We start from the raw sequence: 24,910 nt of genomic DNA, 5'->3' as shown, positions 1-24,910 counted from the left end.
CCCTGGGGGGCGGCTTGGCTGCCCCTTTTTCTTTGTGACTTGAACAAACCGGTTGTGAACCATGCCTGTTGATGCCCCCATCTCTGTGACCGAGCTCTACCAGCAGCGCCTGGCCGACAAAGGCTACAAGGCGGATGAGGCCCAACTTGGGGGTATTGCCGCGCTGCAGCGCTGCCAGGATGAGTGGACAAACTACAAAGGGCAGCGCGCCAACGCGATTACAAAAATGCTGCGTTATCCGGCATTGCCCAAGGGCGTTTACCTTTATGGTGGGGTGGGGCGGGGCAAGAGTTTCATCATGGATTGCTTTTTTGACGCCTTGCCGCTGGAGCGCAAGACGCGGCTGCACTTCCATGAGTTCATGCGCGAGGTGCATCGTCAACTGCACACGTTGAAAGGCACGGCAGATCCGCTGGATGTGCTTGCCAAGCGGATGTCGCGCAAGCACCGCCTGATCTGTTTCGACGAGTTCCACATCTCTGACATCACCGATGCGATGATGCTGTACAAGTTGCTGGACGCGATGTTCCGCAACCGCATGAGCATCGTCACGACATCCAACTTTCACCCGGACGGCCTGTACCCGAATGGCTTGCACCGAGATCGCATCCTGCCCGCTATCGAGTTGATCAAGCAGCAGTTTGAGGTGGTGAACGTTGATGCCGGCACCGATTACCGTCGCCGCACGCTGGAGTCCGCACAGATCTACCTGCACCCCTTGGGCGCCGAGACCGATGCCCGGATGCACGCCTTGTTTGACCAGTTGGCGAGTGGCCCGGATGAGAACCCGGGGCTGGAGATCGAGCAACGGGAGCTGAACGCCCAGCGCGTGGCGGGCAGTGTCGCCTGGTTTGACTTCCACACCTTGTGCGGCACGCCACGTTCGAAGAGTGATTACCTGGAATTGGCCAATCGCTTTCAGACCATCTTCCTCAGTGAAGTGCCGGTCATGCCGGTGAAGATGGCATCCGAGGCGCGCCGCTTCACATGGTTGGTCGACGTGTTTTACGACCGGCGAGTCAAGCTGGTGATCTCCGCGGAAGATGCGCCGGAAGCACTCTATGTGGAAGGGCCCCTGGCGCATGAGTTCCCCCGCACGGTGTCGCGACTCAACGAAATGCAGTCGAAGGAATACCTGGCCGAGGAAAAGCGGGACGTGGATACCTCACTGACGGATTGAGTCAGGCGAAGTAACGCTTGAGGCGGAGAAATGGCAACTCGTAGCAGTGATAGGACACGATAGCCAACCCGAGTGAACTCAGGGTGATCACGGCGACGTGCGCGATGGCTATCCCGGCAGAGTTGGCGGGCGTCAGTCCCAAGCGCTGCATGACTGCGGCACTGTAGACCTCGTGCAGCAGGCGGTGGAATACATACATGCCATAGCTGTAGCGCCCGACGAAACGCAGCGGCTTCATGTGCCAGATGCTTCGACATGGCGCATGGGCCGTGTCATTCAAGGTGGCTGAAAGCACCAGTCCGCAAAACAGCAAAGCCAGCACGCTGTAACCCCAAGTCTGGTCAGCCACGCCGACGCGAGGAAACCCACGCGTCAGCACAAAGGCCACCATGCTGCCCCCCCATAGCACGGACAACCAGGCGGCTCGGTGCTGAACAAGCCACGCGCGCCAATGTGGCACACGCATGGCCGCCGCAGCTGCGCCGCCCAGCGCAAGCGCATCCATGCGGCACGGTGTCCAGCTGTAGATCATCTGTGCAGAGAAGTGATGATTGGCCATCCAGATTCTGGTCAGAATCCCCCCGGCCGCCACCAGCAGCGACCAGAAGAAGACGGACGCTGGACGCGGTCGCCAGAGGATCAACAGGGGCCAGATCAGGTAGAACTGTTCCTCGACAGCCAGGGACCAGAAATGGGGGACGGATGCCCCTCCGAGCCCCCACGACTCTGTCCAGTTCGACAGGTACAACCAGAGTGCCCACTGTTTGCTGTTGTCTTCTGCGAATACCTCAGGCTGAATCGACAGTGCGGGTAAAACAATGAACAGAAAGGCCAGCGTGCCGTAGTACAGCGGGAAGATGCGCAAGACCCGCCGAACCATGAAGTTACGCCACCAGTGCGCATCACATCGGGTATCGAGGAGGATGCCTGTGATCAGAAAGCCGCTGAGAACGAAGAATAGCTGGACGCCCATCCAGCCGAAGTTGAGAAAGTAGAACACCAGCGAGTTGCCCAGCCCTGGCGGGGTGGGTTCGAACATCTGGGTGTTGTGTGCGATGACAATGAGAACCGCCAGCCCACGCAGGCCATCCAAGGCTGGAAAGTGGGCCCGCATCGTGCCAATCAGGGTCGGGCGAGCCATGCGGGACCAGTTGGTCAGTTGGATGGTTCGACGCGCACCAGCGCCAATGACAGATTGTCGCCACCTGACCGCGCGCGGTGTCGGGCTTTGCCAACCAGCATCTCTACCGCTTCACGTGGTGCCAGGGTGTGCACGATGGCGCCGATTTCTTTCGGGGTGAAGTAGTGCCACAGCCCGTCACTGCAGGCCAGCAAGGTGTCGCCAACAGCCAGTTGGTTGATGAAATGCAAGGCGACAGGGGGGTCCTGCTGGGTGCCCAGGCAGCCGGTCAGCAGATTCGACTGCGGGTGAACGTTGGCTTCTTCCTCGGTGATTTGCCCTTCGCTCACCAGTCGCTGCACGTAGGAATGGTCCAGTGTGCGGTAGAGCATTTCCGGCCCGCGGAAGTGGTAGATGCGGGAGTCACCGGCGTGAACGATGGCGGCAGACAGATCGGGGTTGACGATATAGGCAGCGATGGTGCTGTGCGGCTCTTCCTCGAAGGCGATGGCCGTCAGCTTGATCATCAGATGGGACTCCTGCACCAGTTGCTGCAGGGTGACCGCCGCATCCTCCTTGGAGGGCACATACCGGTCGAAGGTCTGGCGGGCTGTCAGGATGACCTGATCAGCTGCCTTGCGGCCGCCACTTTTGCCACCCATCCCGTCGGCCACCACCGCCATCAGGCAACCTTTTTCCCGTGGATGCGGAATGATCTCCACCTGATCCTGCTGATAAGCACGATCTCCACGGTGCAGACCTGTTGAGGCAACAAGGCGATAACTGGATGGGGTCGACATCATTGGAAAACTATAATGCCTAATTGGGATTGCGCCGTATGCAGATGTATATCGGGTGATCCCGCAGTCAGGCGGCTTTGGCCGTCACCAACATGGCGTCAAGGATGGACGAAAACCTTCATTCACCGCATCGTCAGCTGATCGAGTTGCGCATGGAGCATGCCGATCTCGATAACCTGATCGATCTCGCCTCCGGGCAACAACCGGTGGATGAGCTCGCCTTGCGTCGGCTCAAGAAGCGTCGCCTGCTTTTGCGCGATCAGATCGCGAGCCTCGAGTTGTTGCTGGACCCCAAAGAACCCGCCTGATCCGGGCTCTTCGGTTGGAGATCAGGCCGCCACGGCCTCCAGCAACTGCTTTTCAATTTCGAGCTGCACCTTGTCCTGGCGCAGGCTGGGGCCTGTTACCAGAAAGGTGTCTTCCACGCGTTCACCCAGGGTGCTGATTTTCGCCAGTTGCACATTCACGTTGTTGCTGGCGAGCACGCGTGCGATCACGTAGAGCAAACCGGACCGGTCACTGGCCGACACACTCAAAAGCCATCGCTGTGCACGTTCATCTGGCCGCAGGCTGACGCGGGGCTGGATCGGGAAGGACTTGACTCGTCGTGACTGGCGGCCTCGACTGGGTTCGTGCAGGGGCGTGTCTGCAGCGGCCGCATCACGCAACTGGGTCTCGACCAGGGCGATCAGGTCGCGGTAATGCACGCCTTCGTGCAGCGAACTGGGTGCCGAGGTGATCTGGAAGGTGTCCAGTGCATAGCCAGTGCCCGTGGTGTGGATCTTCGCGTCCTGAATGGTGAAGCCGGCCCGGTCGAAATAGCCGCAGACCCGCGCAAAGAGGTCAGGACGGTCAGGGGCATAGACCAGTACCTGCAAGCCTTCACCTACGGATGACAGTCGAGCCTTCACGATCGGCAGTGGGGTGTCGACCAACTGCCAGAGGCAGCGGGTGTGCCAGGCAATGTCTGCCGCATCGTGCCGGGCGAAGTAGCTCATGTCGAGCGTCTTCCACAGGTTCTCTTCGATGCCTCTAGGCAGGAAGTAGAGCGCGAGCGAGTGGCGCGCGTGCTGCTTGCGGTTTTCAATCTCGGCATCCATGTGCGGGCGGGAGCCGCCCAGCGCACGCAAGGTGAGCTTGAAGAGGTCTTCCAGCAACTTGCCTTTCCACGCATTCCACACTTTGGGGCTGGTGCCGCGGATATCTGCCACGGTCAGCAGGTACAGGCCGGTCAGATAGCGCTCGTTGCCGACACGACGCGCAAAGGCCTGGATGACATCCGGGTCGCTCAGGTCTTCTTTTTGCGCCACCCGCGACATGGTCAGGTGCTCGGACACCAGGAACTCGACCAGCTTGCTGTCTTCTGCGCTGATGCCGTGCTCCTTGCAGAAGGTGCGCACTTCCTTGGCACCCAGCACGGAGTGGTCGCCCCCGCGGCCCTTGGCAACGTCATGGAAGAGTGCCGCGATATAGAGCAGCCACGGCTTTTCCCATTCGGATGCCAGTTGGGTGCAGAAGGGGTATTCGTGGGCATGCTCGGGGATGAAGAAGCGCCGCATGTTGCGCATCACCATCAGGATGTGCTGGTCCACGGTGTAGACGTGGAACAGGTCATGCTGCATTTGCCCAACGATGCGCCGGAACACCCAGAGGTAGCGACCCAGCACCGAGGTCTGGTTCAGCAGACGCAGGACACGGGTCTGACCTTGAGGCTCCTTGAGGATTTCCATGAAGGTCTGGTGGTTGGCCGGATCGCGTCGGAAGGTGCCATTCATCAGATCGCGCGAGTTGTAGAGCGCGCGCAAGGTGCGAGCTGACAGTCCCTTGAGGGTGTTTTCTCTGACGAAGGTCAGGAAGGTTTCCAGAATGGCATGCTGGTCACGGCGATAAAGGTCGTCGCAGGCCACCTCGAGGAAGCCGCCCCGATCGAAGAACTTGTCGTTGATGGGGCGCATCGGGTCGTCTTGCGAGCCGTGAATGCGCTCCTCGATGTTCTGCATCAGGATTTGATTGAGCTGCGTCACCGCCTTGGCCGCCCAGTAATAGCGGCGCATGAGCACTTCGCTGGAGCGCAGAGCCTTGGTGTTGGTATAGCCAAAGCTGTCCGCCACGGAGGTCTGCAGGTCGAAGATGAGGCGATCTTCACGCCGGCCGGCAATCTGATGCAAGCGCGCCCGAATCAGCTTGAGGACACCTTCATTGCGCTGCAACTGGCGTGCTTCGAACGGCGTCACCAGGCCTTTGACGGCCAGCTCATGCCAGTTCTTGCCCAGTCCGGCAGCACGGGCCACCCACAGCACCACCTGCAGGTCACGCAAGCCCCCGGGGCTCTCCTTGCAGTTGGGCTCAAGCGAGTAGGGCGTGTCTTCGTACTTGATGTGCCGCTGCCGCATTTCCAGCGTCTTGGCCTGGAGAAACGCCACCGGGTCCATGTGCTTGGCGGTGGCCTTTTGCAGTGCGTCGAAACGGGCCCGCGATCCGCAGATATGACGCGCTTCCAGCAGCGCGGTCTGGATCGTCACATCCTTGCCTGCCTCGTCAGCACACTCTGAAACAGTGCGGACGCTCGAGCCGATTTCCAGACCAAGATCCCAGCAGGAGCCGATAAAGGCCTCGACTGCCCGCCCTGACTCGGTACCGGCGCATTCGGTGGTCGTGCCCGGCAGCAGCACCAGCACGTCGATGTCAGAGTAGGGGAACAGCTCTCCCCGTCCGAAACCACCTACGGCGACCAGCGCAGCCCCTTTGGGCAGACCGTGTTCGGACCAGAGTTGCTCCAGCGTCTGATCGACCAGTTTGGCCAGGCTGTGCAGCAGCTTTCTGGATGCCGCAGCCGTCGGGCGGCTTTGTGCAAACTGGGTCAGCAAATCGGCCTTGGCCGAGCGAAATTGCGAGCGTAACGCGGACAGATCGAAGGCCATGGTGGTCAATCAGGGGCGGTAAAACAATGCCTCAGGCTGATGGGGTGGCGCCTTGGACGAAGTCGGGAATCGGGGGGCTGCCTGCAGACAGGGTCAGTACCTCGTAACCGGTTTCCGTCACCAGCACCATGTGCTCCCACTGGGCTGACAAGGAGCGGTCTTTCGTGACCACCGTCCAGCCATCGCCCAGGGATTTGATGTCACGTTTGCCCGCGTTGATCATGGGCTCGATGGTGAAGATCATGCCTGGCTTGAGTTCCAGCAGGGTGCCTGGACGGCCGTAGTGCAGCACTTGGGGCTCTTCGTGGAACTCCTTGCCGATGCCGTGGCCACAGTATTCCCGGACGATGGAGAAACCCTGGTTTTCGGCAAACGTCTGGATGGCGTGACCGATGTCGCCCAGATGAGCGCCCGGACGTACCTTTTCGATGCCTTTCCACATGGCTTCGTAGGTGATCTTGCACAGGCGCTTGGCCGCGATCGAGCCTTCACCTGCGATGAACATGCGGCTGGAGTCGCCATGCCAGCCGTCCTTGATCACGGTGACGTCGACATTGACGATGTCACCATTCTTCAGTGGGCGGTCATTGGGAATGCCGTGACACACCTGATGGTTGATCGAGGTGCAGATGGACTTCGGATAGGGGTCGTGACCACCCGGAGCGTAATTCAGCGGAGCAGGGATGGTTCCTTGCACATTGACCATGTAGTCATGTGCCAGCTTGTCGATTTCCTCGGTGGTGACACCGGGTTTGACGAATGGGGCAAGGTAGTCGAGGAGTTCGCCGGCCAACCGGCCAGCCACGCGCATGGCGTCGATCTCGGCGCCCGTCTTGATATGGATGCTCATGGGGACACGATTATCCCGATTTCGGGAGGCACTGAGTGCGCAATGGGCTCTTCGGGCGCGTGGAAACGGGCATTCGCCGCTTAAAATCTACAGTTTGCTGCCTGGCAGCTTCCAGAACGCCCATGACAGCCCCGCTGAGGGGTCAAGACGCCGTGACCGATCGCACCCACATTCTGATGCACTTCGAGGGCGGCAATGCCCTGGCCCCCCACCAAGTCCAGGCGCTGCTGCCCAAGCTTCAAGCCATCAATCCGCGCATTGCCGGTGTCCATGCACGCCATGTGCACTGGGTTGCCATGGAGCAAGCGCTGGAGCCGGCCGAGTTGGACAAACTGGCGGCCCTCCTGACCTATGGTGATGCCTATGAAGGCCCCACTGATGGCGATTTGATCGTGGTGGCGCCCCGTCTGGGTACAGTGTCGCCCTGGGCGTCCAAGGCCACCGACATTGCGCACAACTGCGGCTTGGCGATTCGCCGTGTCGAGCGCGTGACCGAGTACCGCCTGACGGTGAAGGCCGGTGTGATCGGCGCGCTGATGGGCGGCGCCAAGGGTTTGGCCGCGGAAGACCTGCAGGCCTGCGCTGCCTTGCTGCACGACCGCATGACCGAGAGCGTGATGCTGGCGCGTGACGAAGCGCGCCACCTGTTCGACGAGAAGCAAGGCGCCCCGATGGAGCACGTGGATGTGCTGGGCCGTGGCCGGGCTGCGCTGGAAGAGGCCAATGTGACCTTTGGTCTGGCCTTGTCGGACGACGAAATCGAATACCTGGTCAACGCCTTCACCGGTTTGAAGCGCAACCCGACCGACGTGGAGCTGATGATGTTCGCCCAGGCGAACTCGGAGCACTGCCGCCACAAGATCTTCAACGCCAAGTTCACCGTGGACGGCGTGGAGCAGGATTTGTCGCTGTTCGGCATGATCCGCAACACCGAAAAGCTGAACCCGCAGCACACCGTGGTGGCTTACGCCGACAACGCGTCCATCATGGAAGGCCACACCATCGAGCGCTGGATGCCCGATGGCTACACCAACGCGCCTCAGTACAAGGCCCGTGAAGAGTTGGCCCATGTGCTGATGAAGGTGGAAACGCACAACCACCCCACGGCCATTTCGCCTTTCCCCGGCGCATCGACCGGTGCGGGCGGTGAAATCCGTGACGAAGGCGCGACCGGCCGAGGCTCGCGTCCCAAGTCGGGCCTGACTGGCTTCTCGGTGTCGAACCTGCACCTGCCGGGCACCAACGAGCCTTGGGAGCAAAACCCCATCGGCAAGCCTGAGCACATTGCCAGCCCCTTGCAGATCATGATCGAAGGCCCCTTGGGCGGTGCCGCGTTCAACAACGAATTCGGTCGCAGCAACCTGGGCGGTTACTTCCGCGTGTTCGACCAAAATGTGGGCGAAGGCGACCAGGCCATCCGCCGCGGTTATCACAAGCCCATCATGATTGCTGGCGGCTTGGGCACCATCGACGCCACGCAGACCAAGAAGATCGTGTTTGGCGCGGGCACCTTGCTGATTCAGTTGGGCGGCCCTGGCATGCGCATTGGCATGGCCGGCGCGGCGGCTTCGTCCATGGCGGCGGGCACCAACTCGGCGGCACTGGACTTTGACTCCGTGCAGCGCGGCAACCCCGAAATCGAGCGCCGCGCGCAAGAGGTGATCAACCACTGCTGGGGCCTGGGTGCGAAGAACCCGATTCTGGCCATCCACGATGTGGGTGCCGGTGGCATTTCCAACGCCTTCCCCGAGCTGGTGGACGGCGCAGGCAAGGGCGCGCGTTTCGATCTGAGCAAGGTGCCGCTGGAAGAGTCCGGCATGGCGCCCAAGGAGATCTGGTGTAACGAGAGCCAGGAACGTTACGTTCTGGCCATTGCGCCCGAGTCGCTGCCCATGTTCACCGACATGGCCAACCGCGAGCGTTGCCCTTTCGGCGTGATTGGCGTGGCCACTGATGCACTGGAGTTGGTGCTGGAAGACACCAGCAAGGCCGATGCAGACAAGGCCGTGGACATGCCCATGGAAGTGCTGCTGGGCAAGCCACCCAAGATGCACCGCGATGTGAAGCGCGTGCAGTGGGATGGCGGCAAGCTGGACCTGACGGGCGTGTCGCTCGACACCGTCGCGCTGGACGTGCTGCGTCATCCCACCGTGGCCAGCAAGCGTTTCCTGATCACCATCGGTGACCGCACCGTGGGCGGCTTGAACCACCGCGACCAGATGGTCGGCCCCTGGCAGGTGCCCGTGGCCGACGTGGCGGTGACCCTGGCTGACTTCAAGGGCTTTGCCGGCGAAGCCATGGCCATGGGCGAGCGCACTCCGCTGGCCTCGGTCAACGCACCCGCATCCGGCCGCATGGCGGTGGCTGAGGCCATCACCAACCTGCTGGCCGCGCCCATCGAGCTGTCGCGCGTGAAGCTGTCGGCCAACTGGATGGCCGCCTGCGGTGAAGCCGGTGAAGACGCTGCCTTGTTCGACACCGTGAAGGCAGTGGGCATGGACCTGTGCCCGGCGCTGGGCGTGTCCATTCCTGTGGGCAAGGACTCGCTGTCCATGCGCACCAAGTGGTCCGACAACGGCCAGACCAAGCAGGTGACTGCGCCCGTGTCCCTGATCGTGACGGCGTTTGCCTCGATTGCGGATGTGCGCGGCACACTGACCCCGCAGCTGGTGACGACTGAAAACGGCCAGCCACTGGACACCAGCCTGATCCTGGTGGACCTGGGCGAAGGCAAGAAGCGCATGGGTGGCTCGATGCTGGCCCAGGTGCTGAACCAATTTGGCAACGCGGTGCCCGACTGCGACAACCCCGAGATGCTGAAGGCGGCCGTGAATGCTGTGAACGCCCTGCGTGCACAAGGCAAGCTGCTGGCCTACCACGACCGTGGTGACGGTGGGCTGTGGGCGACCGTGGCTGAAATGGCCTTTGCTGGCAACACCGGTGTGAGCCTGAACGTCGACATGCTCGTAACCGAAAGCACCGGTGTGGACGACAGCCGTGCTGACTTTGGTGACTCGAAAAACTGGGCGAGCCAAGTGGGCGAGCGCCGCAACGAACTGACTCTCAAAGCCCTGTTCAACGAAGAGCTGGGGCTGGTCCTGCAAGTGCGCACCGCTGACCGCGACGCCGTGCTGCACACCCTGCGCGAGCATGGCCTGAGCAAGCACAGCCACGTCATCGGCAAGCCCAACACCAAGCACACGCTGGAAGTGTGGCGCGATGCCAAGGCCGTGTTTGCCGCGCCCGTGGAGCAACTGCACAAGACCTGGGACGACGTGAGCTGGCGCATTGCGCAGCTGCGCGACAACCCTGCTTGCGCCAACAGCGAGCACGAAGCCATTGGCCAGGCCGCTGACCCCGGCATGCACGTGGCCTTGACGTTCGACCCGATGGAAGACGTGGCCGCACCGTTCATCAACAAGGCGCGCCCCAAGGTCGCCATCCTGCGTGAGCAGGGCGTGAACTCGCATGTGGAAATGTCGTATGCCGTGGCCCAAGGTGGATTCGACACCTTTGATGTGCACATGAGCGACCTACAAGCTGGCCGTGTCAGCCTGGATCAGTTCCAGGGCTTCATCGCCTGTGGTGGCTTCAGCTACGGCGACACCTTGGGTGCTGGCGAAGGCTGGGCGCGTTCGATCATGTTCAACCCCAAGCTGGAAGAGCAGTTCCTGGCCTTCTTCGGTCGCCAGGACACCTTCGCACTGGGCGTGTGCAACGGCTGCCAGATGCTGGCGGCGCTCAGCCCCATCATTCCGGGTGCGCAAGATTGGCCCAAGTTCACGCACAACCAGAGCACCCGCTTTGAAGCCCGCCTGAGCTTGGTCGAAGTGCTGGAGAGCCCGTCCTTGTTCTTCAAGGACATGGCAGGTAGCCGCATGCCGATCGCTGTGTCGCACGGTGAAGGTTTTGCCAACTTCTCGCAGCGTGGCGACATCGCCAAGGTGCAGCAAGCCCTGCGCTACGTGGACAACACCGGGGCCGCCACCGAGGTGTATCCGTTCAACCCGAACGGCTCGCCTGGCGGCTTGACCGGCGTGACCACGGCCGATGGCCGCTTCACCGCCATGATGCCGCACCCTGAGCGCGTGTTCCGCAACATCCAGATGAGCTGGACCAGCGGCAACCCGAGCGATGCCAGCCCTTGGCTGCGCATGTTCCGTAATGCCCGCAAGTGGGTGGGGTAATCTCTCGACAACTGTTCTGCGTTGAACAAAAAAAGGCACCAGAAGGTGCCTTTTTTCATGGGGCTGACGAGTTGCGGGGGGAGCGCTTCAGCTGCCTTGCAGGGCCGCAATGCCGCTGCGTGCATTGGCTTGTGCGGCCAGTTGGCGTTCTTCGCCGGAGGCGTAATCGCGATCCCAGGCTTGTACTTTGGGCGTCATGAGCTTGTGCCACAGCGGCGGGATCATCGCGACCATGATGGTGGTCAGGTAGCCGCCAATCATCATGGGGGCGTCAGGGAAGGGCTTGAGGTCCTGGTAGGGCACTTCGCCTTGGGCGTGGTGGTGCGAGTGGCGGGTCAGGTTGAACATGGTCCACGAGCTGATGCGTTTGTTGGTGTTCCAGGAGTGGCGGGGTTGCACTGGCGTCGCAGGGTTGCGCACCATGCCGTAGTGCTCCATGTAGTTGACGATTTCCAGCAGCGACTTGCCCCACAGTGCACACGCCACAAAGAAGCCTGCTGCCGCCCATCCCCCCATGGCATAGGCCACCCCGACCAGCAGCACGCTCATGAGATGCCCGCGGATGACCGCGTTGTGCCAAGAGAACAGGGCTTGCCCCTTGCGATTCAATCGCTTGGCTTCAATGTGCCAGGCACTGATGTTGCCCTTGATCGTGGACGCCACGATGTGAACGTAGACGTTGCGGCCACGAGGTGCGGTGGCAGGGTCATCGATGGTCGACACATATCGGTGGTGGCCGTAGACGTGCTCGATGGAGAAGATGGTGTCAAAGCTGAAGGCCAGTAACCACCGCCCGATGAACATCGATACCGGGTCCCAGGTGCGGTGTGTGAGCTCGTGCGCCGTGATGGTGCCTACCATGCCGATCATCAGCCCCGTGATGATGAAGGCCGAAACATGGTGTGGCCAGGACGTAGCCTGCCGGGCCGATAGCACGTCGTAGCCAGTGAACTGTGTCACCCGGGCACCGAAACCCAAAGGGTCACCGGCACAAAGCGTCCAGACTGAAGCAAACACGATCAGTATGAGCAGCGGCAGTGCCAACCACAGCTGGACCGTGAGGATACCGGGGTGTTTGAAGTGAGGGGTGGACGTGTCATCGCCGCAAATGGCGTCACCCAGCAGGTAAATCGCCAGCACACCGATCAGCCCCATCGTGGTGTAGTGGCCGCCGGCCAGAATGGCGGCCATCGAGAGCAGGCCAATGGCATGGAAGAGGAAGTACTTGAGGTAGTGAAAGATGATCATGTTGTCTCTGGCGTTGTTCTTGTAGGTGGCCTCAGGCTGCGGCGCTCACGGCGTCGCGCACGGAGGTGAATCGATCGGTGAACATCTGATCGGCGGGGACACCCAGTTGCCGCAATGCCTGCGCAGCGGCATCGACCATGGCCGGCGGGCCGCACAGATACGCCTGTGGTGTTGGCGTGAGTTGGTTTGCCAGGTGGGCGGTGACCAGGCCGCGGGCACCAGACCATCCTGAGTCGGGTTCCGGCTCTGACAGGACCGGGATAAATTCGAATGCGGCGGCCCAGCGATCAGCCAGCGCATGGATGTCTTCCAAGGCATACAGATCACGCTCGCTGCGGGCACCAAACAGCAGGCGCACAGGGCGGGGCACCTGGTCATTCACGGCCCCTTGCAAGATGGCCAGAATGGGGGCCAAACCACTGCCACCGGCCACCATGAGCAGTGGCGTCGTGTCCGCTCGCAACGTGAATTGCCCCAGCGGGCCATCTACCACCACGGTCTGCCCCGCCAAGTCATGTTCATTCACGAGCGTGGAAAACGCCCCGCCAGGAACCTTCCTGATGAAAAAATGAACCTGCGTATCGGCACGCATCGGGGTGGCAAACGAGTAGCTGCGTACCAGTTCAGGCCGTGATGCGAATGCAATGTTGGCGTATTGGCCAGCCTTGTAGCTCAGTGCTTCGTCCAACTGGATACGCAGTCGGATGGTGTCGTGTGTCAGGCGATCCTGCGCCAACACCCGTCCCTGAACCTGACGGCGTGCTTGCTGGGCTGACAGGTCCACAGCGATGCGAACATCCGTGGTCGGGACGCTTTGACAGGCGAGGATGTAGCCTCGGTCCAGGTCTTCGTCCGAAAGGATGTAGCTGGCTTCGGTCAGCTCCTTGACGCGCCCCTCAATCAGGCGGCATTTGCAACTGGCACAGCCTCCGACGCGGCAACTGTGCGGAAAGTCGATCCCTTGTCTCAATGCAGCCTGCAGCACAGTCTCCCTGGGCTGTACGGTGATGCGTTGCCCGTTGATCTCGGCCTCAGCCGATTTTTTCTTGGATAGGAACGAAAACATGTGTTCTCCGGCATGGACACAGACAGGTCAGGTCAGTGCAGGCATCGTAGAAATCGCAGGCCTCTCAGGGTAGGTCGCAGATTGACACCCATGGGTCATTTATTGACAATCCGCGGCCATGCACGAGCCTGACTTCACCATTCCCATGCAGTACGTGCGTCAGATTGGCGACGTGCTACGGGGGCTGACGGTCGATGTGCCCGCCTGGCTGGCACGCAGCAACTTGAGCGAAGGGGACCTGCAGGACAGCCAGCGAGCTGTGTCGTTTGATCAGGCCTACCGACTGATCATCGATGCACTGGCCAGCTCAAGAGAGCCCGCTCTGGGCCTGCTCGTAGGCGAGCGATTGGTCGTGAACACGCATGGCATCCTGGGCTATGCGGCCATGAACAGCGGCACGCCCCGCCAGGCACTTGACCTGTTCGAGCGCTATATCGGTGTGCGCACGAGCCTGCTGGCTGTCACACACGAGATCCATGGCACATCGGTACGGGTGCTGTTCAAGGAGCCCATCCCACTAGGAGACATCCAGCGCACGGTGCTCGAAGCCATCGTGCTGACTGTGAAGAATGTGCTGGACTACATCACCATGGGTTCACGCCATGTACGGCAGGTGTCGTTTCCCTTTGCGCGCCCTGAATATGCAGCATTGGCGCAAGACCTGTTTGGCTGCGAGGTGCATTACGGGCAGGCATGGGCCGGGTTCACGATTCCGACAACTGTGCTGGACCAGGCTTTGGGCATGGCCGATGCGGCGATGTTTGCGCAAGCGGCCGCCATCTGTGAGCGGGAATTGGAGAAAGTCCAGCACAGCGCATCGGTGGCCAACCGGGTGCGGCGCATCATGCTGGAAAAGCAGAACGGGTTTCCCTCACTGCAAGTGACTGCGCGGCTGTTTCACATGACGCCACGAACCTTGCACCGACGCTTGCAGGAAGAGGGCACATCCTACAAGGACATCCTGGAAAGCGTGCGACATAAACTGGCTGTCGCGCATCTGAGGGCAGGGCATTTATCAGTACAGGAGATTGCCTACACCCTGGGCTATACCGATATGGCGAATTTCCGCCGTGCTTTCAAGCGCTGGGAAGGCGTTGCACCCTCCCAGTTTGATCGGAGCGACCGAGGATAAGGACCCAGGCCCGGCTCCGGTTTGCGGCGATCAGGCCTTGATCAGTTCGACGGAGAAGCCCGCACCCGTTTCGATGACGGTCAGCAGCCGGTCGATATTGGGGTGCTTGCCCGGGTTGGCCCGAGAGTCAGCCGTGTGCTCGGCATAGATGTCCAGCCCTTCCTGGGCTGCAGCCACATTGATGCCGCCATGCTTGGCGGCCAAGGCTGCGTAAACCGCCAGCGAGCCTGCCTGCCCGGGCTTGTTTTCAATGGTGGCGGCAACCTGACCCTGGGCGTCAATCAGCTTGAGTGCGGCCAGGTGAGAAACAGGAGGAAGTGCCTTGAGATTGTCTGCAAACGCCATGTCGTACGGAATTCAAAGATGGAAGGGGGAAACGCCTCAACGACCGATCCTGGTAATCAACAGGATGGGTTGATGACGCTCGTGACTGTAATAGAGGTAATAACCGACCAGGTCCAACCAGACGCCTGAGCCTTCTGCCTGTTTCAAGTCGGGCGCAGCGCGGTCATGCACATAGGCCGTGACAGTTTGCCCTTTGCGACTACGCAGTCGAACGCAGAAGTTCGTGTTGGCGATAGGGTCGACCAAAGCGGGCTGATCGCGCATGAAGCGCTTGAGCGCCCCCGTCTTGCAGCGATACACATCACCATGAACCACGGCCTCAACTGCGACCAGGGGCGAGGGGCTCATGACTTCAATGCCCTGGTCCATGAAGCGTCCGCTCGGATGCTCCTGGGCGAACATGTCGTCAAAGTTCCGGCGCTGAGGCACTTCGGCCGTCGATTGGGCGTAACCCTGCCCGATCATGAGCGAGAGCGCCAGCAAGGCCGTCCATCTGGGAACACTGTGCAATCTCATGCCTGAAGTGTACCCACGTTGTGGCCCGTGACAGGCTCAGTGCATCATGGTCACAGCGTTGCGGCCATTGCTCTTGGCAAGATAGAGCCCGTTATCGGCTTGTTTGAGCCAGGCCGCCACGCTCTCGCAATCAGAGAAGGCTACGCCAATGCTTACCGACAGTGGAATCTCGTGTTCACGGTAAGCGAAGGCGCTGGATGCGATGTCCTGCCGCAGGCGCTCTGCCAGCGCCTGCGCAGCATGCGGCTCTATCTGGGGCAGGATGGCCACAAACTCTTCCCCGCCAAACCGGCTCAGTGCGTCAATGCGCCGCAGTCCGTTCTTGAGCACATTGGCCACATGCTGGATGGCGACATCGCCGGCTTCGTGACCGAAGCGGTCGTTGATCGACTTGAAGTGATCAATGTCGATCATCAGCAAGGCGCTGTGCGTACGGAGTCGGTTCGCACGCAGCCATTCCGTGAGGATGATCTCATCGGCACTGTGCCGGTTCAGCAAACCCGACAGCCCATCGTACCTGGCCAGCTTTTCCAAGCGCTGGTTGGCCCGGTGCAGGTCCCACAGCAAGGACATGGACACCTTGCGCGAGTTGGCGAACAGGCGGTAGCAAAAGAGCGCATTGAACAGGATGATCAATGCAAACGTCCAGTAAAACACCCATGCCGTCTGCGACAGTACATTGACCCGGTCGGGCCGTGGCATCAGGTCGTTGGGTGTTTCGCCCTGCAGTTGGGCGTTGGCCAGCCACAGGGTGGTGGCGCCATATATCAGCACACCCACCGTCACCATGGCCAGCAACTTCAGAACCGACTGAACCATGTCGGGACGACTGCTGGACAGCACAGCCGCATGCCGTAGCTGCCAGCGGGCCACGCGTGGCCATACCAGCCATAGCACCGGCCCGACGAACAAGCTGGACTGGATCACGTCGCCAAGCCACCACCCTTGCCAGACGGACAACAGGGTTGAAGAGTCGACTTGGCCAACATAGGCCCATATCAGTGCGCCGGATGCACTGTAGATTGAAGAGACAAACACCAGCATCACAAAATACAAGGGCGCGGACCAACTGCGAAACCGCCGCCCCCGTTCATTCACCTGGTAGCCTAGCGCCGCCACGCCCAGGCCCAATGGGTCGGCACAGGCGAATAACGCAGCCCAGGCCCAGGGCATGCCGGAGGACAGCCCGATCGCCAGCGTGGCCGCATAGGCGGGTACGGCACCCCACACCCATCCAAAGGTCAGGGTCCACAACAGATTCAAGAGCAGGGGAGGGTACAGCGTGATGCGGACCTCGGCTCCTCCAAACTGCAGCGGCAAGGCAACCCAGTACTGCTGTGTGGCCAAGACCCCCAGGTAAACCGATAGGACCAAGGAGCCAAGCCACCACATCAGGATGGTCAGGCGCCGGGGACGGTCGAGCTGACGCCACAAGCGGGTTGGCGACACCCAACCCAGGCGCGGACGCCCATTGCGCCTGGGCGCAAGGAGGCTACGGCGCAAATCGGTGCGGGTTTCGGGGCCAGTCATCGCAAAAGCTTCTCGGATGACCGGAAAACCCCGGCCTTGGGTCAATCCGACAGCTTAGCGCATGCCAACATCTTGTAACACCTTCGGGTGCACTTCAAACGTGGGGGGTCAGACGGCGATTCCGAACACCTTGCCAATGAGCGTGGTGACCAGCATCGCCGCGGCACCCCAGAAGGTGACACGCAGGGTTGCCGTTGAAATGGGAGCTCCACCAGCGCGGGCAGACATGGCACCCATCACCGCCAGGGTCAGCAAGGATGTGCCAGCGATGGCATACAGCATCCAGTCAACAGGGCTGAAGGCCGCCACGAGCAGGGGCAGCAGTGCCCCGGCAGAAAAGGATGCAGCCGACGCCAATGCCGCTTGCAGTGGCTGGGCAGTGCTCATCTCGGAAATACCCAGTTCATCGCGGGCATGGGCACCCAAGGCATCGTGCGCCATCAACTGTCGCGCCACCTCTTCAGCCAGCTCGGGGTGCAAGCCACGGCCAATGTAAATGCCCTTCATCTCAGCCAGTTCATGCACCGGATCAGAGGCAAGCTCTACTTTTTCACGCTCGATATCGGCGCGCTCGGTATCGGACTGGGAGCTGACGGATACATATTCCCCGGCCGCCATGGACATGGCTCCGGCCACCAGTCCGGCCACCCCTGCGATCAACACGGCCTTGGTATCAGGCTGGGCTGCTGCAACCCCCATCAACAAGCTGGCGGTCGAGACAATGCCATCGTTGGCGCCGAGTACGGCGGCACGCAGCCACCCCACCCGGTGCAAAAAGTGACCTTCACGGTGTTTCATTGGACATCCCTGTCAGGATGTTCAATCTTGCGGCATCCCGTCAAAGAAGTCGACCATGCCGGTTTCAAGCGAGTACTCCGCTCCGACAATCAACAGCTTGCCGTCATCAACGAGTTCCTCGATCAATGCCGAACCATGGCGCAACTGGTTGGCAGAAGCTCGGACGTTGGCGCGAATCGCATGCTCCACCAGCGCATCGTGGTCATGGCGGAGATCCGTTTCCATCAGGGTTTCGATGGAAGGCCGTACACGGTTGACGATGGACATCAGGTTGCGAGACTGCGGTGTAGGAGAAGGCCGCATCAACTCTTCCAGCGTGGCGTGCACCGCACCACACTGGGTGTGCCCCAACACCACGACCAGGGGCGTGCCAAACCGCGAGGCAGCAAACTCAACGCTGCCAATCTGAGAGGGCGCCACGATGTTGCCGGCAATGCGGATGACGAACAGATCACCCAAACCCTGGTCGAACACGATCTCGGCAGGTACGCGCGAGTCGGCACAACCCAGAATGATGGCAAAAGGCTCCTGGCCTTCAGTCAGTGCGCTGCGGCGACTTTGGTGGTTCAAGCCATCAAGCCGGCTGGTGCCGGATACAAATCGACGGTTACCTTCTTGCAGGCGTTGCAGCGCTTCCCGAGCAGTGATCATCAGAGGTCCAGCCCGACCAGGATGTCGGGCTTGTGTAGCGAGGACTGCAGTGTAGCCAATGTCCGGAAAACGTCGATCAGACGACGTCAAAACCCTCACCGGTGGCGAAGAAATGCCCTCCGGCTGCGTAGTGGATGGTGTGCCGATCGTCCGAGGGAAAGTGCCATCGTCCTTCGCTGAATACAGCCGGATCAGCCCAGGCTGCGACCACTTCTGCCAGGAAAAGATCGTATCTGTCCTGATTGGTCGGCTCTGGCAGGATTTTGCACTCGAGCCATGCCACACAGCCATCCAGCAGCGGTGCGGCAACGTGTGCCCCTGGGGCTGTACTCAAGCTGAATTGCTCAAACTTGTCCTGATCTCGTCCACTGTGAGAGCCCACCGCCAGAACCTGAGATGCCTGGGACCGCGCCGGGATGTTGAGAGCGAACTCGCCGCTTTGCTCCATCAGGGTGCGGGTGAGCGTATGGCGGTCGACGACAACCGCCACCTTGGGCGGAGAAAAATCCAGGGGCATGGCCCACGACGCGGCCATGACATTGCGTTGTGCGCCATGTGCAGAGCTGACCAGCGTGACCGGGCCATGGTTGAGCAACAGATAGGCTTTGGTCAGGGGAACGGCTTGACGTGGTGTGGTCATGGTGCTGAGGCGGGTGAGGATGCAGCCGAGGAGGCCACTTTGGGTTCAGTCGGCTCGAACAGGGTCCAGACACAGGCCTGGGGTGCGCCAATGCCCTTGAGGAAAGCACGGCGAACCGCTCCGGCCCGAATGGATGCGGCGACTTCCTTGGAGCGTCGTTCGGCACCAGTCAGCTTGCGCACCCAGCTACGAAACGGAATGATGCCCTCCGTCGTGCGTTGCAGCGCACCGATCGCTGAATCTTCTGCGAGATCGCTGCCTTGCTCGAGCAAACTCGGGTCAACCTTGTCCTTGTTCTTATCCACATCTGGCCCAAGCGCCTCATTGAGCAGGGTGATCTCTGCATCCAGCGCAGCGCAACTGGTATCGGTCGGGGGACGGTAGGGATGCTTGCGCGCCTGCTGAAGCACGATGGGAATGTCATCGCCCCACAGGTTGAGGTCACTCAGGGGTGCTGTCGCCGCATTGGTGACCTTTTTCTGTGTCTTGGACGCACAGCCTGACATGACCAGCGCGGAGGCTGTCAACAACAGGTACAACACGAACCGTGTGGGCGCGATCATGAGAGAAGTGGTCATCATGAGCTGAATGGATCACAGCATGTTAGCGCCTGCCCCCATTGGTGTCACACCGCCATGCTGAGACATCAACTCTGTGCCTGAAGGAAACGATCCGCCTCGGCCAAGGTCAACTCATCGAAGACAGCCACGCCAGCGCGACGCAGCGCGGCCGCAGTGACGCCATTGCCTGGCGTCAACACCCCGGCAAACCGGCCGTCATAGATGCGTTCATGCCCGCAGGAAGGGCTTCGCGACTTCAATACAGCCACCTTGATGCCATGCTCCAGGGCCAGGTCCACAGTCCGATGTGCACCAATGAGGAAAGGCACGGTCCAATCCCGCCGATCGCGATCCAGCACCTGTGCACAGCCCGTCCACACATCCACGCCTGATGCACCCGGGGTGATTTCTGCCGGTGGGCGAGGCGCTGGCAATCCACCAGCCATCTCGGGGCACAGGGCCAGAATGCGTCCCGCTTGTCGCCAGCGCGTGAGGATGTCGCTGGAGCAGGGGACATCCTTGCCGTCATATCGGACAGGCGCGCCGCACAGGCATGCGCTCATGAGCACGGGGGCAGGCGTGACAGGCACATGAGCGCCACGGCTGCGTGCAGCCAACTGTCGACGGACCTCCATCAAGGCAAACCCCATGAGATTGCGGCCGGGCCACAGAGTCGGGTTGGTCGCATCGGGGTGGCCCCATTCGAGGCCGGTTCCCCAGACCAGGTCCATCGGTTCGGCCAAAGCCAGCACGGCTGCTCCGGTGTTGATCAGCTGTGCGGCCAGATGAGGGTGTTGCTCGAACTTGGCCAGACTGGCCTGCACACAAAGGTCATACCTTGCGCGCGCCCACTTGCCCTCGTCACCGGCGTCAGCAGCCGACTGGTGCGCCGACAAGCATGGCAGCACACCCTCATGGCGCTGTCCCTGGAACAGAAACGGTGCCTCGGGCAGACTTGTCTGCCTGAAAAACTCGAATGCCAGCGTTGGGGCTAAGGCACGCATTCAGGAGATCACGCCAGCACGGGGCTGTGAAGGACAGCGAGACAGTCTTGCGGATGGCTGGTCACCATGGCGTGGCTCGCGTCCTCGATGGTGAACTTCTCCGCTTGGGGTATGGTGGCCACCAGGTGGTCTGCGATGGCATGGGCGACGCTGTTGGAGCGGCTGCCACACACCACGCGGGTCGGCATGGGCAAGGCCTGCAAGTCCTCGCGGGCATACCGAGATCTCGTACAAATGGCCCAATGACGCAGGTTCTGCGCGGTCAGAGGCGCCATGGCGTCTTTGATGAAGTCTGGCAATTTGCTGAACTCATCGCCGCCTCCCCAGAAATCAATGACCTGGCCGCAGGCGTAAGGCACACCCGCTTCGGCATCGCTTCGGTAGGTCGATAGAAAGCGGTCCACCTCGGCCTGCATGACCTCGTCGCCCATCGCTGGCAGCACCCATGTGGCGACTGGCTCGAACAAGGTGAGTTGGTCTACTGGCAGGCTGCCCTTGAGCGCCAGCGCCAAAGCCACCACGCCACCATAGGAGTGTCCAACCAGATGAACAGGTCTGGCACCGAATTGCGACCGGACAGCTTCTTCGATGAGCTGCAATTCCGTATCGATGGTGGGCTCAGCAAGATCGTCGGGACCTGGGGCTCCACCATGGCCTGGCAGCTTGATCGACAGGCAACGGTGCGTCGCCTTGAGTTGCTCGACCATCTTCTTCCAAGTCGAGGTGGTGGCGTAAGAGCCATGCACGAACACGATGGGCGAACCGTCGCCATCAACGACGAAATGGGGCTGGGTGTTCATTAGCGATCAAGCGCCTGGGCGAGTCCGGTAAAACTGGATGGGGGAGGCCGGCAACTGGGTGAGCACGCTGCGCTTGATCTTGCCAACCACATGCATCTCGCATGGCTTGCAATCAAAACGCAGGGTCAGCTTTTCCTTGCCGTTAACCAGCGTCAGCGGCTCGGCTCGAACCGTTCCCTGTACACCGGTCACGCCCTTGGCCTGCTTGGGGCACAGGCTGAGGGAATAACGCACGCAATGCTTGGTGATCATCAAGCTGACCTCACCCAGCTCCTCGTGGCTCTCATAGGCCGCGTCGATCACCTTGACACCATGGCGGGCGTAAAAGTCACGGGCCTTGTGGTTGAACACATTGGCCAGGTAGCTCAAGGCATCGTCTGGATAGGCAACGGGTGGCTCGACTGCCGGGGCACGTTCGGGGCGCTGGTAGGCTGCCTGACGATGCGCCTCCAGTTGGACAATGGCATCCCGACGCATCGCGTTGAGCACCGAGGCCGGCACGAACCAGGGTTGCGTCAAACGAATCTGGATATCGTGAGCCTCGAAAATCGTGGTGCCCAGCTTGCTCAGGTTATCTCTGAGCGACTGTTCATGGCGCTCGACGTTCTGTGCCAGTTGATGGGCCTGCGTGACCGCAGCTCGCCCGACGCAGCCATCCTCATCCGTCACGGTCAAGGTAAAACCGTCCGCGGTTTCACCCAGCTCCAGCCAGACGGGAATGCGACGTTCGGCCGATTTCTGCGTCAGCGCCTGTTCCCATGCATGGTCGCCATTGCGGTTGATGAGGGTGTCGACCTTCAGGTCTTCCAGCGTGGCCATGGGTTCATTCGGGAAGACACGCCACAACTGACGACCTGGTTTGCCCACCGGTTCCACGCGGTTGGCACGGAAGCCAACCGGATCGCGCTTGCGGTTGACATAGTTCAGCCCGTCCCCGTTGACCATGGGTTCGTCAGCCTTCATTTCGAACCAGCTGGGCCCGATCTGGGTGACATGGCCAAGCGGCAGCCCAACGAACTTCGGGCTGGCAAAGGCGCCGATGTCGGCCTGCCGGCCATTGACAAAGTAGTCGGTGCTGCCCCGGTTGAAATTCTTGTCCGGGTTGGGCGTGAAGAAAAACACACTGCGTCCCGAGGACGCCCGACGCAACTCGGGACGCTCCTCCAGGATGCCATCCAGCAGTTGCCGGTAATGGGCGGTGATGTTCTTCACATAGCCCATGTCCTTGTACCGGCCTTCGATCTTGAAGGAGCTGACACCCGCTTCAATGAGCGCGCGCAGGTTGTCACTCTGGTTGTTGTCCTTCATGGACAGCACATGCTGGTCAAACGCCACGACTCGGCCCTGATCATCGACCACGTTGTAGGGTAGGCGGCAAGCCTGCGAGCAGTCTCCGCGGTTGGCACTGCGTCCGGTGTGGGCATGGCTGATGAAGCACTGCCCGCTGTAGGCCACGCACAGCGCCCCATGGATGAAGAACTCGATGGCACAGGTGGTCTGGTCCGCCACGGCCTGAATCTGTGGCAGCGTCAGTTCCCGCGCCAGCACGATCTGGGAGAAGCCCACATCTTGCAGGAAACGCGCCTTTTCTGGCGTGCGGATGTCGGTCTGGGTGCTGGCGTGCAGTTGAATGGGGGGCAAGTCCAGCTCGAGCAAGCCCATATCCTGAACAATCAGCGCGTCAGCACCGGCCTCATAGACCTGGTGGATGATCTTGCGAGCGGGCTCCAGCTCGTCATCGCGCAAGATGGTGTTGAGCGTGATGAAGATCTTGGCATTGAAGCGGTGTGCATGCGTGATGAGCCGTTCGATATCCCGGATGTCGTTGTCGGCGTTGGCGCGTGCACCAAAGGCCGGCCCACCGATGTAGACGGCGTCAGCCCCATGGTTGATGGCCTCGATGCCGATATCGGCGGTCTTGGCAGGAGCGAGCAATTCGATTTCGTGGCGGGACAGGGGCATGGAGGGCGGGCACAGGGACATCAAGAACAGCATCGCCTTGTCACAGAGGCGAGTGCAACAGCGCCGATACTATCGTCATGCGCACGTTTTTGCAGAAAACCGCCCGTTTTGACCGCCTGGATGCCCTGCGTGGGCTGGCGCTGCTCTGGATGGCGAGCTTCCATTTCAGCTTCGATCTTGCCAATTTCCGCCTGACAAACTGGAATTTCTACGCCGACCCGTTCTGGACCACGCAACGCACCTGCATCCTGTCGATGTTTCTGCTGTGTGCCGGGGCTGGTCAGGCCATTGCCACCAGACAAGGGCAGACGTGGCAACGATTCTGGAAACGCTGGGCCCAGATTGCAGCTTGTGCCGCCCTGGTGTCGCTGGGTAGCTGGTTCATGTTCCCCTCCAGCTATATCTATTTTGGGGTGTTGCACGGCATGGCGCTCATGTTGATCGTCGCGCGCCTGACTGCCCCGTGGGGCGGCTGGCTCTGGCCCTTGGGGCTGATCGCCATGGCGCTCCCGCAGTGGGTTCAGCACCCCTTTTTCGACACCCGGTTCACCGACTGGGTGGGCTTGGTGACCCATAAGCCCATCACCGAAGACTATGTGCCGGTTCTGCCCTGGCTTGGCGTGATGTGGTGGGGGCTGGCTGCCACCCAGTGGATGCTGGCCAATCGACCTGGCTGGCTGAGTCGTGGGTCAGAGTCAGGTGACAATGGCGACTGGTTCGCGACCCTGGGTCGCTGGAGCCTCACGTTTTACATGGTCCACCAGCCCTTGCTGATCGGATGCCTGCTGGCATGGATGTGGTTGACCGGTCGCCCGATGCCTTGAGGCGCTTTTTTGACGAGACAGACAAGATGACACAAGACGAACTGAAAACCCTGGTGGGCCGTGCCGCCCTGGACTACGTGCCGGCTGGCTCGATTGTGGGGGTTGGTACCGGCTCCACCGTTGACAAGTTCATCGATGCGCTGGGCGAGGCATTGAAGAGCGACCCGCAGCGTGTTGCTGGCGCGGTTTCCAGCTCGGTCCGCAGCACGCAACGTCTTGAATCCCTCGGCGTGAAGGTGCTGCCAGCGGAAACCGTGACCGGCCTGGGCGTCTACATCGATGGCGCCGATGAAATCAACCACGCTGGCGACATGATCAAGGGGGGCGGTGCCGCGCTGACCCGTGAAAAGATCGTTGCGGAACTGGCCGAGCGTTTCATCTGCATTGCCGATGAGTCGAAGCTGGTCAAGGTGCTGGGCAAGTTTCCTCTGCCAGTGGAGGTGATTCCTATGGCTGCGGCACAGGTCATCCGTGCCTTCGGCCCGCTGGGTGGCGTGGGCAAGGTGCGTGAGGGTGTGACGACCGACAACGGCAACCTGATCGTGGATGTCACCGGCCTGCAAATCACTGAACCGGCGCGCTTCGAGGCAGATGTCAACCAGTGGCCTGGTGTTGTGACCGTGGGGGTGTTCGCCCGCAACAAGGCATCCGTCTGTCTGCTGGGCACCGCTGACGGTGTGAAGACGCTTCAGTTCTGAGCACCACGTTCGACCGACTGGCAACAGCCCAGGTCGGGCATGAAAAAAGGCAGCCAAGGCTGCCTTTTGTTTTGGGGT

General features: G+C 61.1%; 22 protein-coding genes and 1 pseudogene. 6 read left to right on the top strand and 17 right to left on the bottom strand.

Translation table 11 applies throughout. The features are described 5' to 3' along the window. The first annotated feature begins 61 nt into the window (after window positions 1-61). A complete protein-coding gene (zapE, locus tag ACE3PH_RS10480) occupies window positions 62-1,180 on the top strand; it encodes a cell division protein ZapE (RefSeq protein WP_374318639.1) in 1,119 nt (372 codons plus the stop codon). A 1-nt stretch (window position 1,181) separates the two neighbouring features. Here zapE and ACE3PH_RS10475 read toward each other — a convergent pair whose 3' ends face one another. Together ACE3PH_RS10475 and ACE3PH_RS10470 are read right to left on the bottom strand one after the other, a co-directional pair. After that, window positions 1,182-2,321, bottom strand: a complete 1,140-nt coding sequence (locus ACE3PH_RS10475) for an acyltransferase family protein (protein WP_374318636.1) — start codon at window positions 2,319-2,321, stop codon at window positions 1,182-1,184. A 14-nt stretch (window positions 2,322-2,335) separates the two neighbouring features. Next, window positions 2,336-3,103: a PP2C family serine/threonine-protein phosphatase gene (locus tag ACE3PH_RS10470; protein ID WP_374318635.1), complete on the bottom strand. Its 768-nt coding sequence runs from the start codon at window positions 3,101-3,103 to the stop codon at window positions 2,336-2,338. Window positions 3,104-3,204: 101 nt separating this feature from the next. Here ACE3PH_RS10470 and ACE3PH_RS10465 point away from each other — a divergent pair, with 101 nt between their 5' ends. Further along, a complete protein-coding gene (locus tag ACE3PH_RS10465; protein WP_374318632.1) occupies window positions 3,205-3,408 on the top strand; it encodes a DUF465 domain-containing protein in 204 nt (67 codons plus the stop codon). A 21-nt stretch (window positions 3,409-3,429) separates the two neighbouring features. Here ACE3PH_RS10465 and ACE3PH_RS10460 read toward each other — a convergent pair whose 3' ends face one another. Next, window positions 3,430-6,021 carry a [protein-PII] uridylyltransferase gene (locus ACE3PH_RS10460; protein ID WP_374318630.1) on the bottom strand — a complete coding sequence of 864 codons (2,592 nt, stop codon included), beginning with the start codon at window positions 6,019-6,021 and terminating at the stop codon, window positions 3,430-3,432. A gap of 31 nt (window positions 6,022-6,052) precedes the next feature. Next, entirely contained in the window at window positions 6,053-6,871 is an 819-nt protein-coding gene (map, locus tag ACE3PH_RS10455) for a type I methionyl aminopeptidase (RefSeq protein ID WP_374318628.1), read from the bottom strand. A gap of 176 nt (window positions 6,872-7,047) precedes the next feature. Here map and purL point away from each other — a divergent pair, with 176 nt between their 5' ends. Continuing rightward, complete coding sequence (gene purL, locus ACE3PH_RS10450; RefSeq protein WP_374319002.1) at window positions 7,048-11,058, top strand: phosphoribosylformylglycinamidine synthase; 4,011 nt, start codon at window positions 7,048-7,050, stop codon at window positions 11,056-11,058. Between the two features lie 87 nt (window positions 11,059-11,145). Here purL and ACE3PH_RS10445 read toward each other — a convergent pair whose 3' ends face one another. Continuing rightward, the gene (locus tag ACE3PH_RS10445; protein WP_374318626.1) at window positions 11,146-12,306 is read right to left on the bottom strand and encodes an alkane 1-monooxygenase; all 1,161 of its coding nucleotides are present in this window, start codon (window positions 12,304-12,306) and stop codon (window positions 11,146-11,148) included. A gap of 31 nt (window positions 12,307-12,337) precedes the next feature. Beyond that, the gene (locus tag ACE3PH_RS10440) at window positions 12,338-13,372 is read right to left on the bottom strand and encodes a 2Fe-2S iron-sulfur cluster-binding protein (protein ID WP_374318624.1); all 1,035 of its coding nucleotides are present in this window, start codon (window positions 13,370-13,372) and stop codon (window positions 12,338-12,340) included. A 118-nt stretch (window positions 13,373-13,490) separates the two neighbouring features. On the opposite strand from ACE3PH_RS10440, the gene ACE3PH_RS10435 reads away from it, so the two are divergent. Then, a complete protein-coding gene (locus ACE3PH_RS10435) occupies window positions 13,491-14,504 on the top strand; it encodes an AraC family transcriptional regulator (protein ID WP_374318622.1) in 1,014 nt (337 codons plus the stop codon). Window positions 14,505-14,534: 30 nt separating this feature from the next. On the opposite strand, the gene ACE3PH_RS10430 is transcribed toward ACE3PH_RS10435, so the two are convergent. The 11 genes and pseudogenes from ACE3PH_RS10430 to ACE3PH_RS10380 all read right to left on the bottom strand — a co-directional run bounded on the left by ACE3PH_RS10430 (window position 14,535) and on the right by ACE3PH_RS10380 (window position 23,310). Beyond that, window positions 14,535-14,849 (bottom strand): DUF2322 family protein, encoded by a 315-nt coding sequence (locus tag ACE3PH_RS10430; RefSeq protein WP_374318619.1) that lies wholly within the window; start codon window positions 14,847-14,849, stop codon window positions 14,535-14,537. 36 nt (window positions 14,850-14,885) lie between these two features. Then, on the bottom strand, window positions 14,886-15,365 hold the full coding sequence (locus ACE3PH_RS10425) for a hypothetical protein (RefSeq protein WP_374318617.1): 480 nt from the start codon (window positions 15,363-15,365) through the stop codon (window positions 14,886-14,888). Between the two features lie 36 nt (window positions 15,366-15,401). Next, window positions 15,402-16,895 carry a diguanylate cyclase gene (locus ACE3PH_RS10420; RefSeq protein WP_374318615.1) on the bottom strand — a complete coding sequence of 498 codons (1,494 nt, stop codon included), beginning with the start codon at window positions 16,893-16,895 and terminating at the stop codon, window positions 15,402-15,404. Window positions 16,896-17,003: 108 nt separating this feature from the next. Next, on the bottom strand, window positions 17,004-17,693 hold the full coding sequence (locus tag ACE3PH_RS10415) for a VIT family protein (protein ID WP_374318613.1): 690 nt from the start codon (window positions 17,691-17,693) through the stop codon (window positions 17,004-17,006). A gap of 21 nt (window positions 17,694-17,714) precedes the next feature. Next, a complete protein-coding gene (locus ACE3PH_RS10410) occupies window positions 17,715-18,344 on the bottom strand; it encodes a carbonic anhydrase (RefSeq protein ID WP_374318611.1) in 630 nt (209 codons plus the stop codon). Window positions 18,345-18,420: 76 nt separating this feature from the next. After that, window positions 18,421-18,984, bottom strand: a complete 564-nt coding sequence (locus ACE3PH_RS10405; protein ID WP_374318609.1) for a flavin reductase family protein — start codon at window positions 18,982-18,984, stop codon at window positions 18,421-18,423. Next, entirely contained in the window at window positions 18,981-19,565 is a 585-nt protein-coding gene (locus tag ACE3PH_RS10400) for a hypothetical protein (RefSeq protein ID WP_374318607.1), read from the bottom strand. Before ACE3PH_RS10400 ends, ACE3PH_RS10405 begins: the two co-directional genes overlap by 4 nt. A 65-nt stretch (window positions 19,566-19,630) precedes the next feature. After that, entirely contained in the window at window positions 19,631-20,107 is a 477-nt protein-coding gene (locus ACE3PH_RS10395; RefSeq protein ID WP_374319000.1) for a DUF523 domain-containing protein, read from the bottom strand. Window positions 20,108-20,170: 63 nt separating this feature from the next. Beyond that, window positions 20,171-20,548 (bottom strand): annotated as a pseudogene (locus ACE3PH_RS10390) (NADAR family protein); the annotation flags it as partial. An 8-nt stretch (window positions 20,549-20,556) separates the two neighbouring features. Further along, window positions 20,557-21,348 carry an alpha/beta fold hydrolase gene (locus tag ACE3PH_RS10385; protein ID WP_374318606.1) on the bottom strand — a complete coding sequence of 264 codons (792 nt, stop codon included), beginning with the start codon at window positions 21,346-21,348 and terminating at the stop codon, window positions 20,557-20,559. A gap of 6 nt (window positions 21,349-21,354) precedes the next feature. Beyond that, a complete protein-coding gene (locus ACE3PH_RS10380) occupies window positions 21,355-23,310 on the bottom strand; it encodes a U32 family peptidase (RefSeq protein WP_374318604.1) in 1,956 nt (651 codons plus the stop codon). 77 nt (window positions 23,311-23,387) lie between these two features. Between ACE3PH_RS10380 and ACE3PH_RS10375 the strand changes: the two genes are divergently transcribed. Further along, window positions 23,388-24,134, top strand: coding sequence for a DUF1624 domain-containing protein (locus ACE3PH_RS10375; RefSeq protein WP_374318602.1), 747 nt, complete (start codon window positions 23,388-23,390; stop codon window positions 24,132-24,134). Between the two features lie 26 nt (window positions 24,135-24,160). Further along, window positions 24,161-24,832 (top strand): ribose-5-phosphate isomerase RpiA, encoded by a 672-nt coding sequence (gene rpiA, locus ACE3PH_RS10370; protein ID WP_374318600.1) that lies wholly within the window; start codon window positions 24,161-24,163, stop codon window positions 24,830-24,832. The last annotated feature ends 78 nt before the right edge of the window (window positions 24,833-24,910 follow it).

Origin of the sequence: Aquabacterium sp., assembly GCF_041909175.1 — a bacterium.
Classification (GTDB): Bacteria; Pseudomonadota; Gammaproteobacteria; order Burkholderiales; family Burkholderiaceae_C; genus Aquabacterium.
The sequence above is the reverse complement of the archived record's forward strand: the minus strand, read 5'-3'. Positions and strand labels throughout refer to the sequence as shown.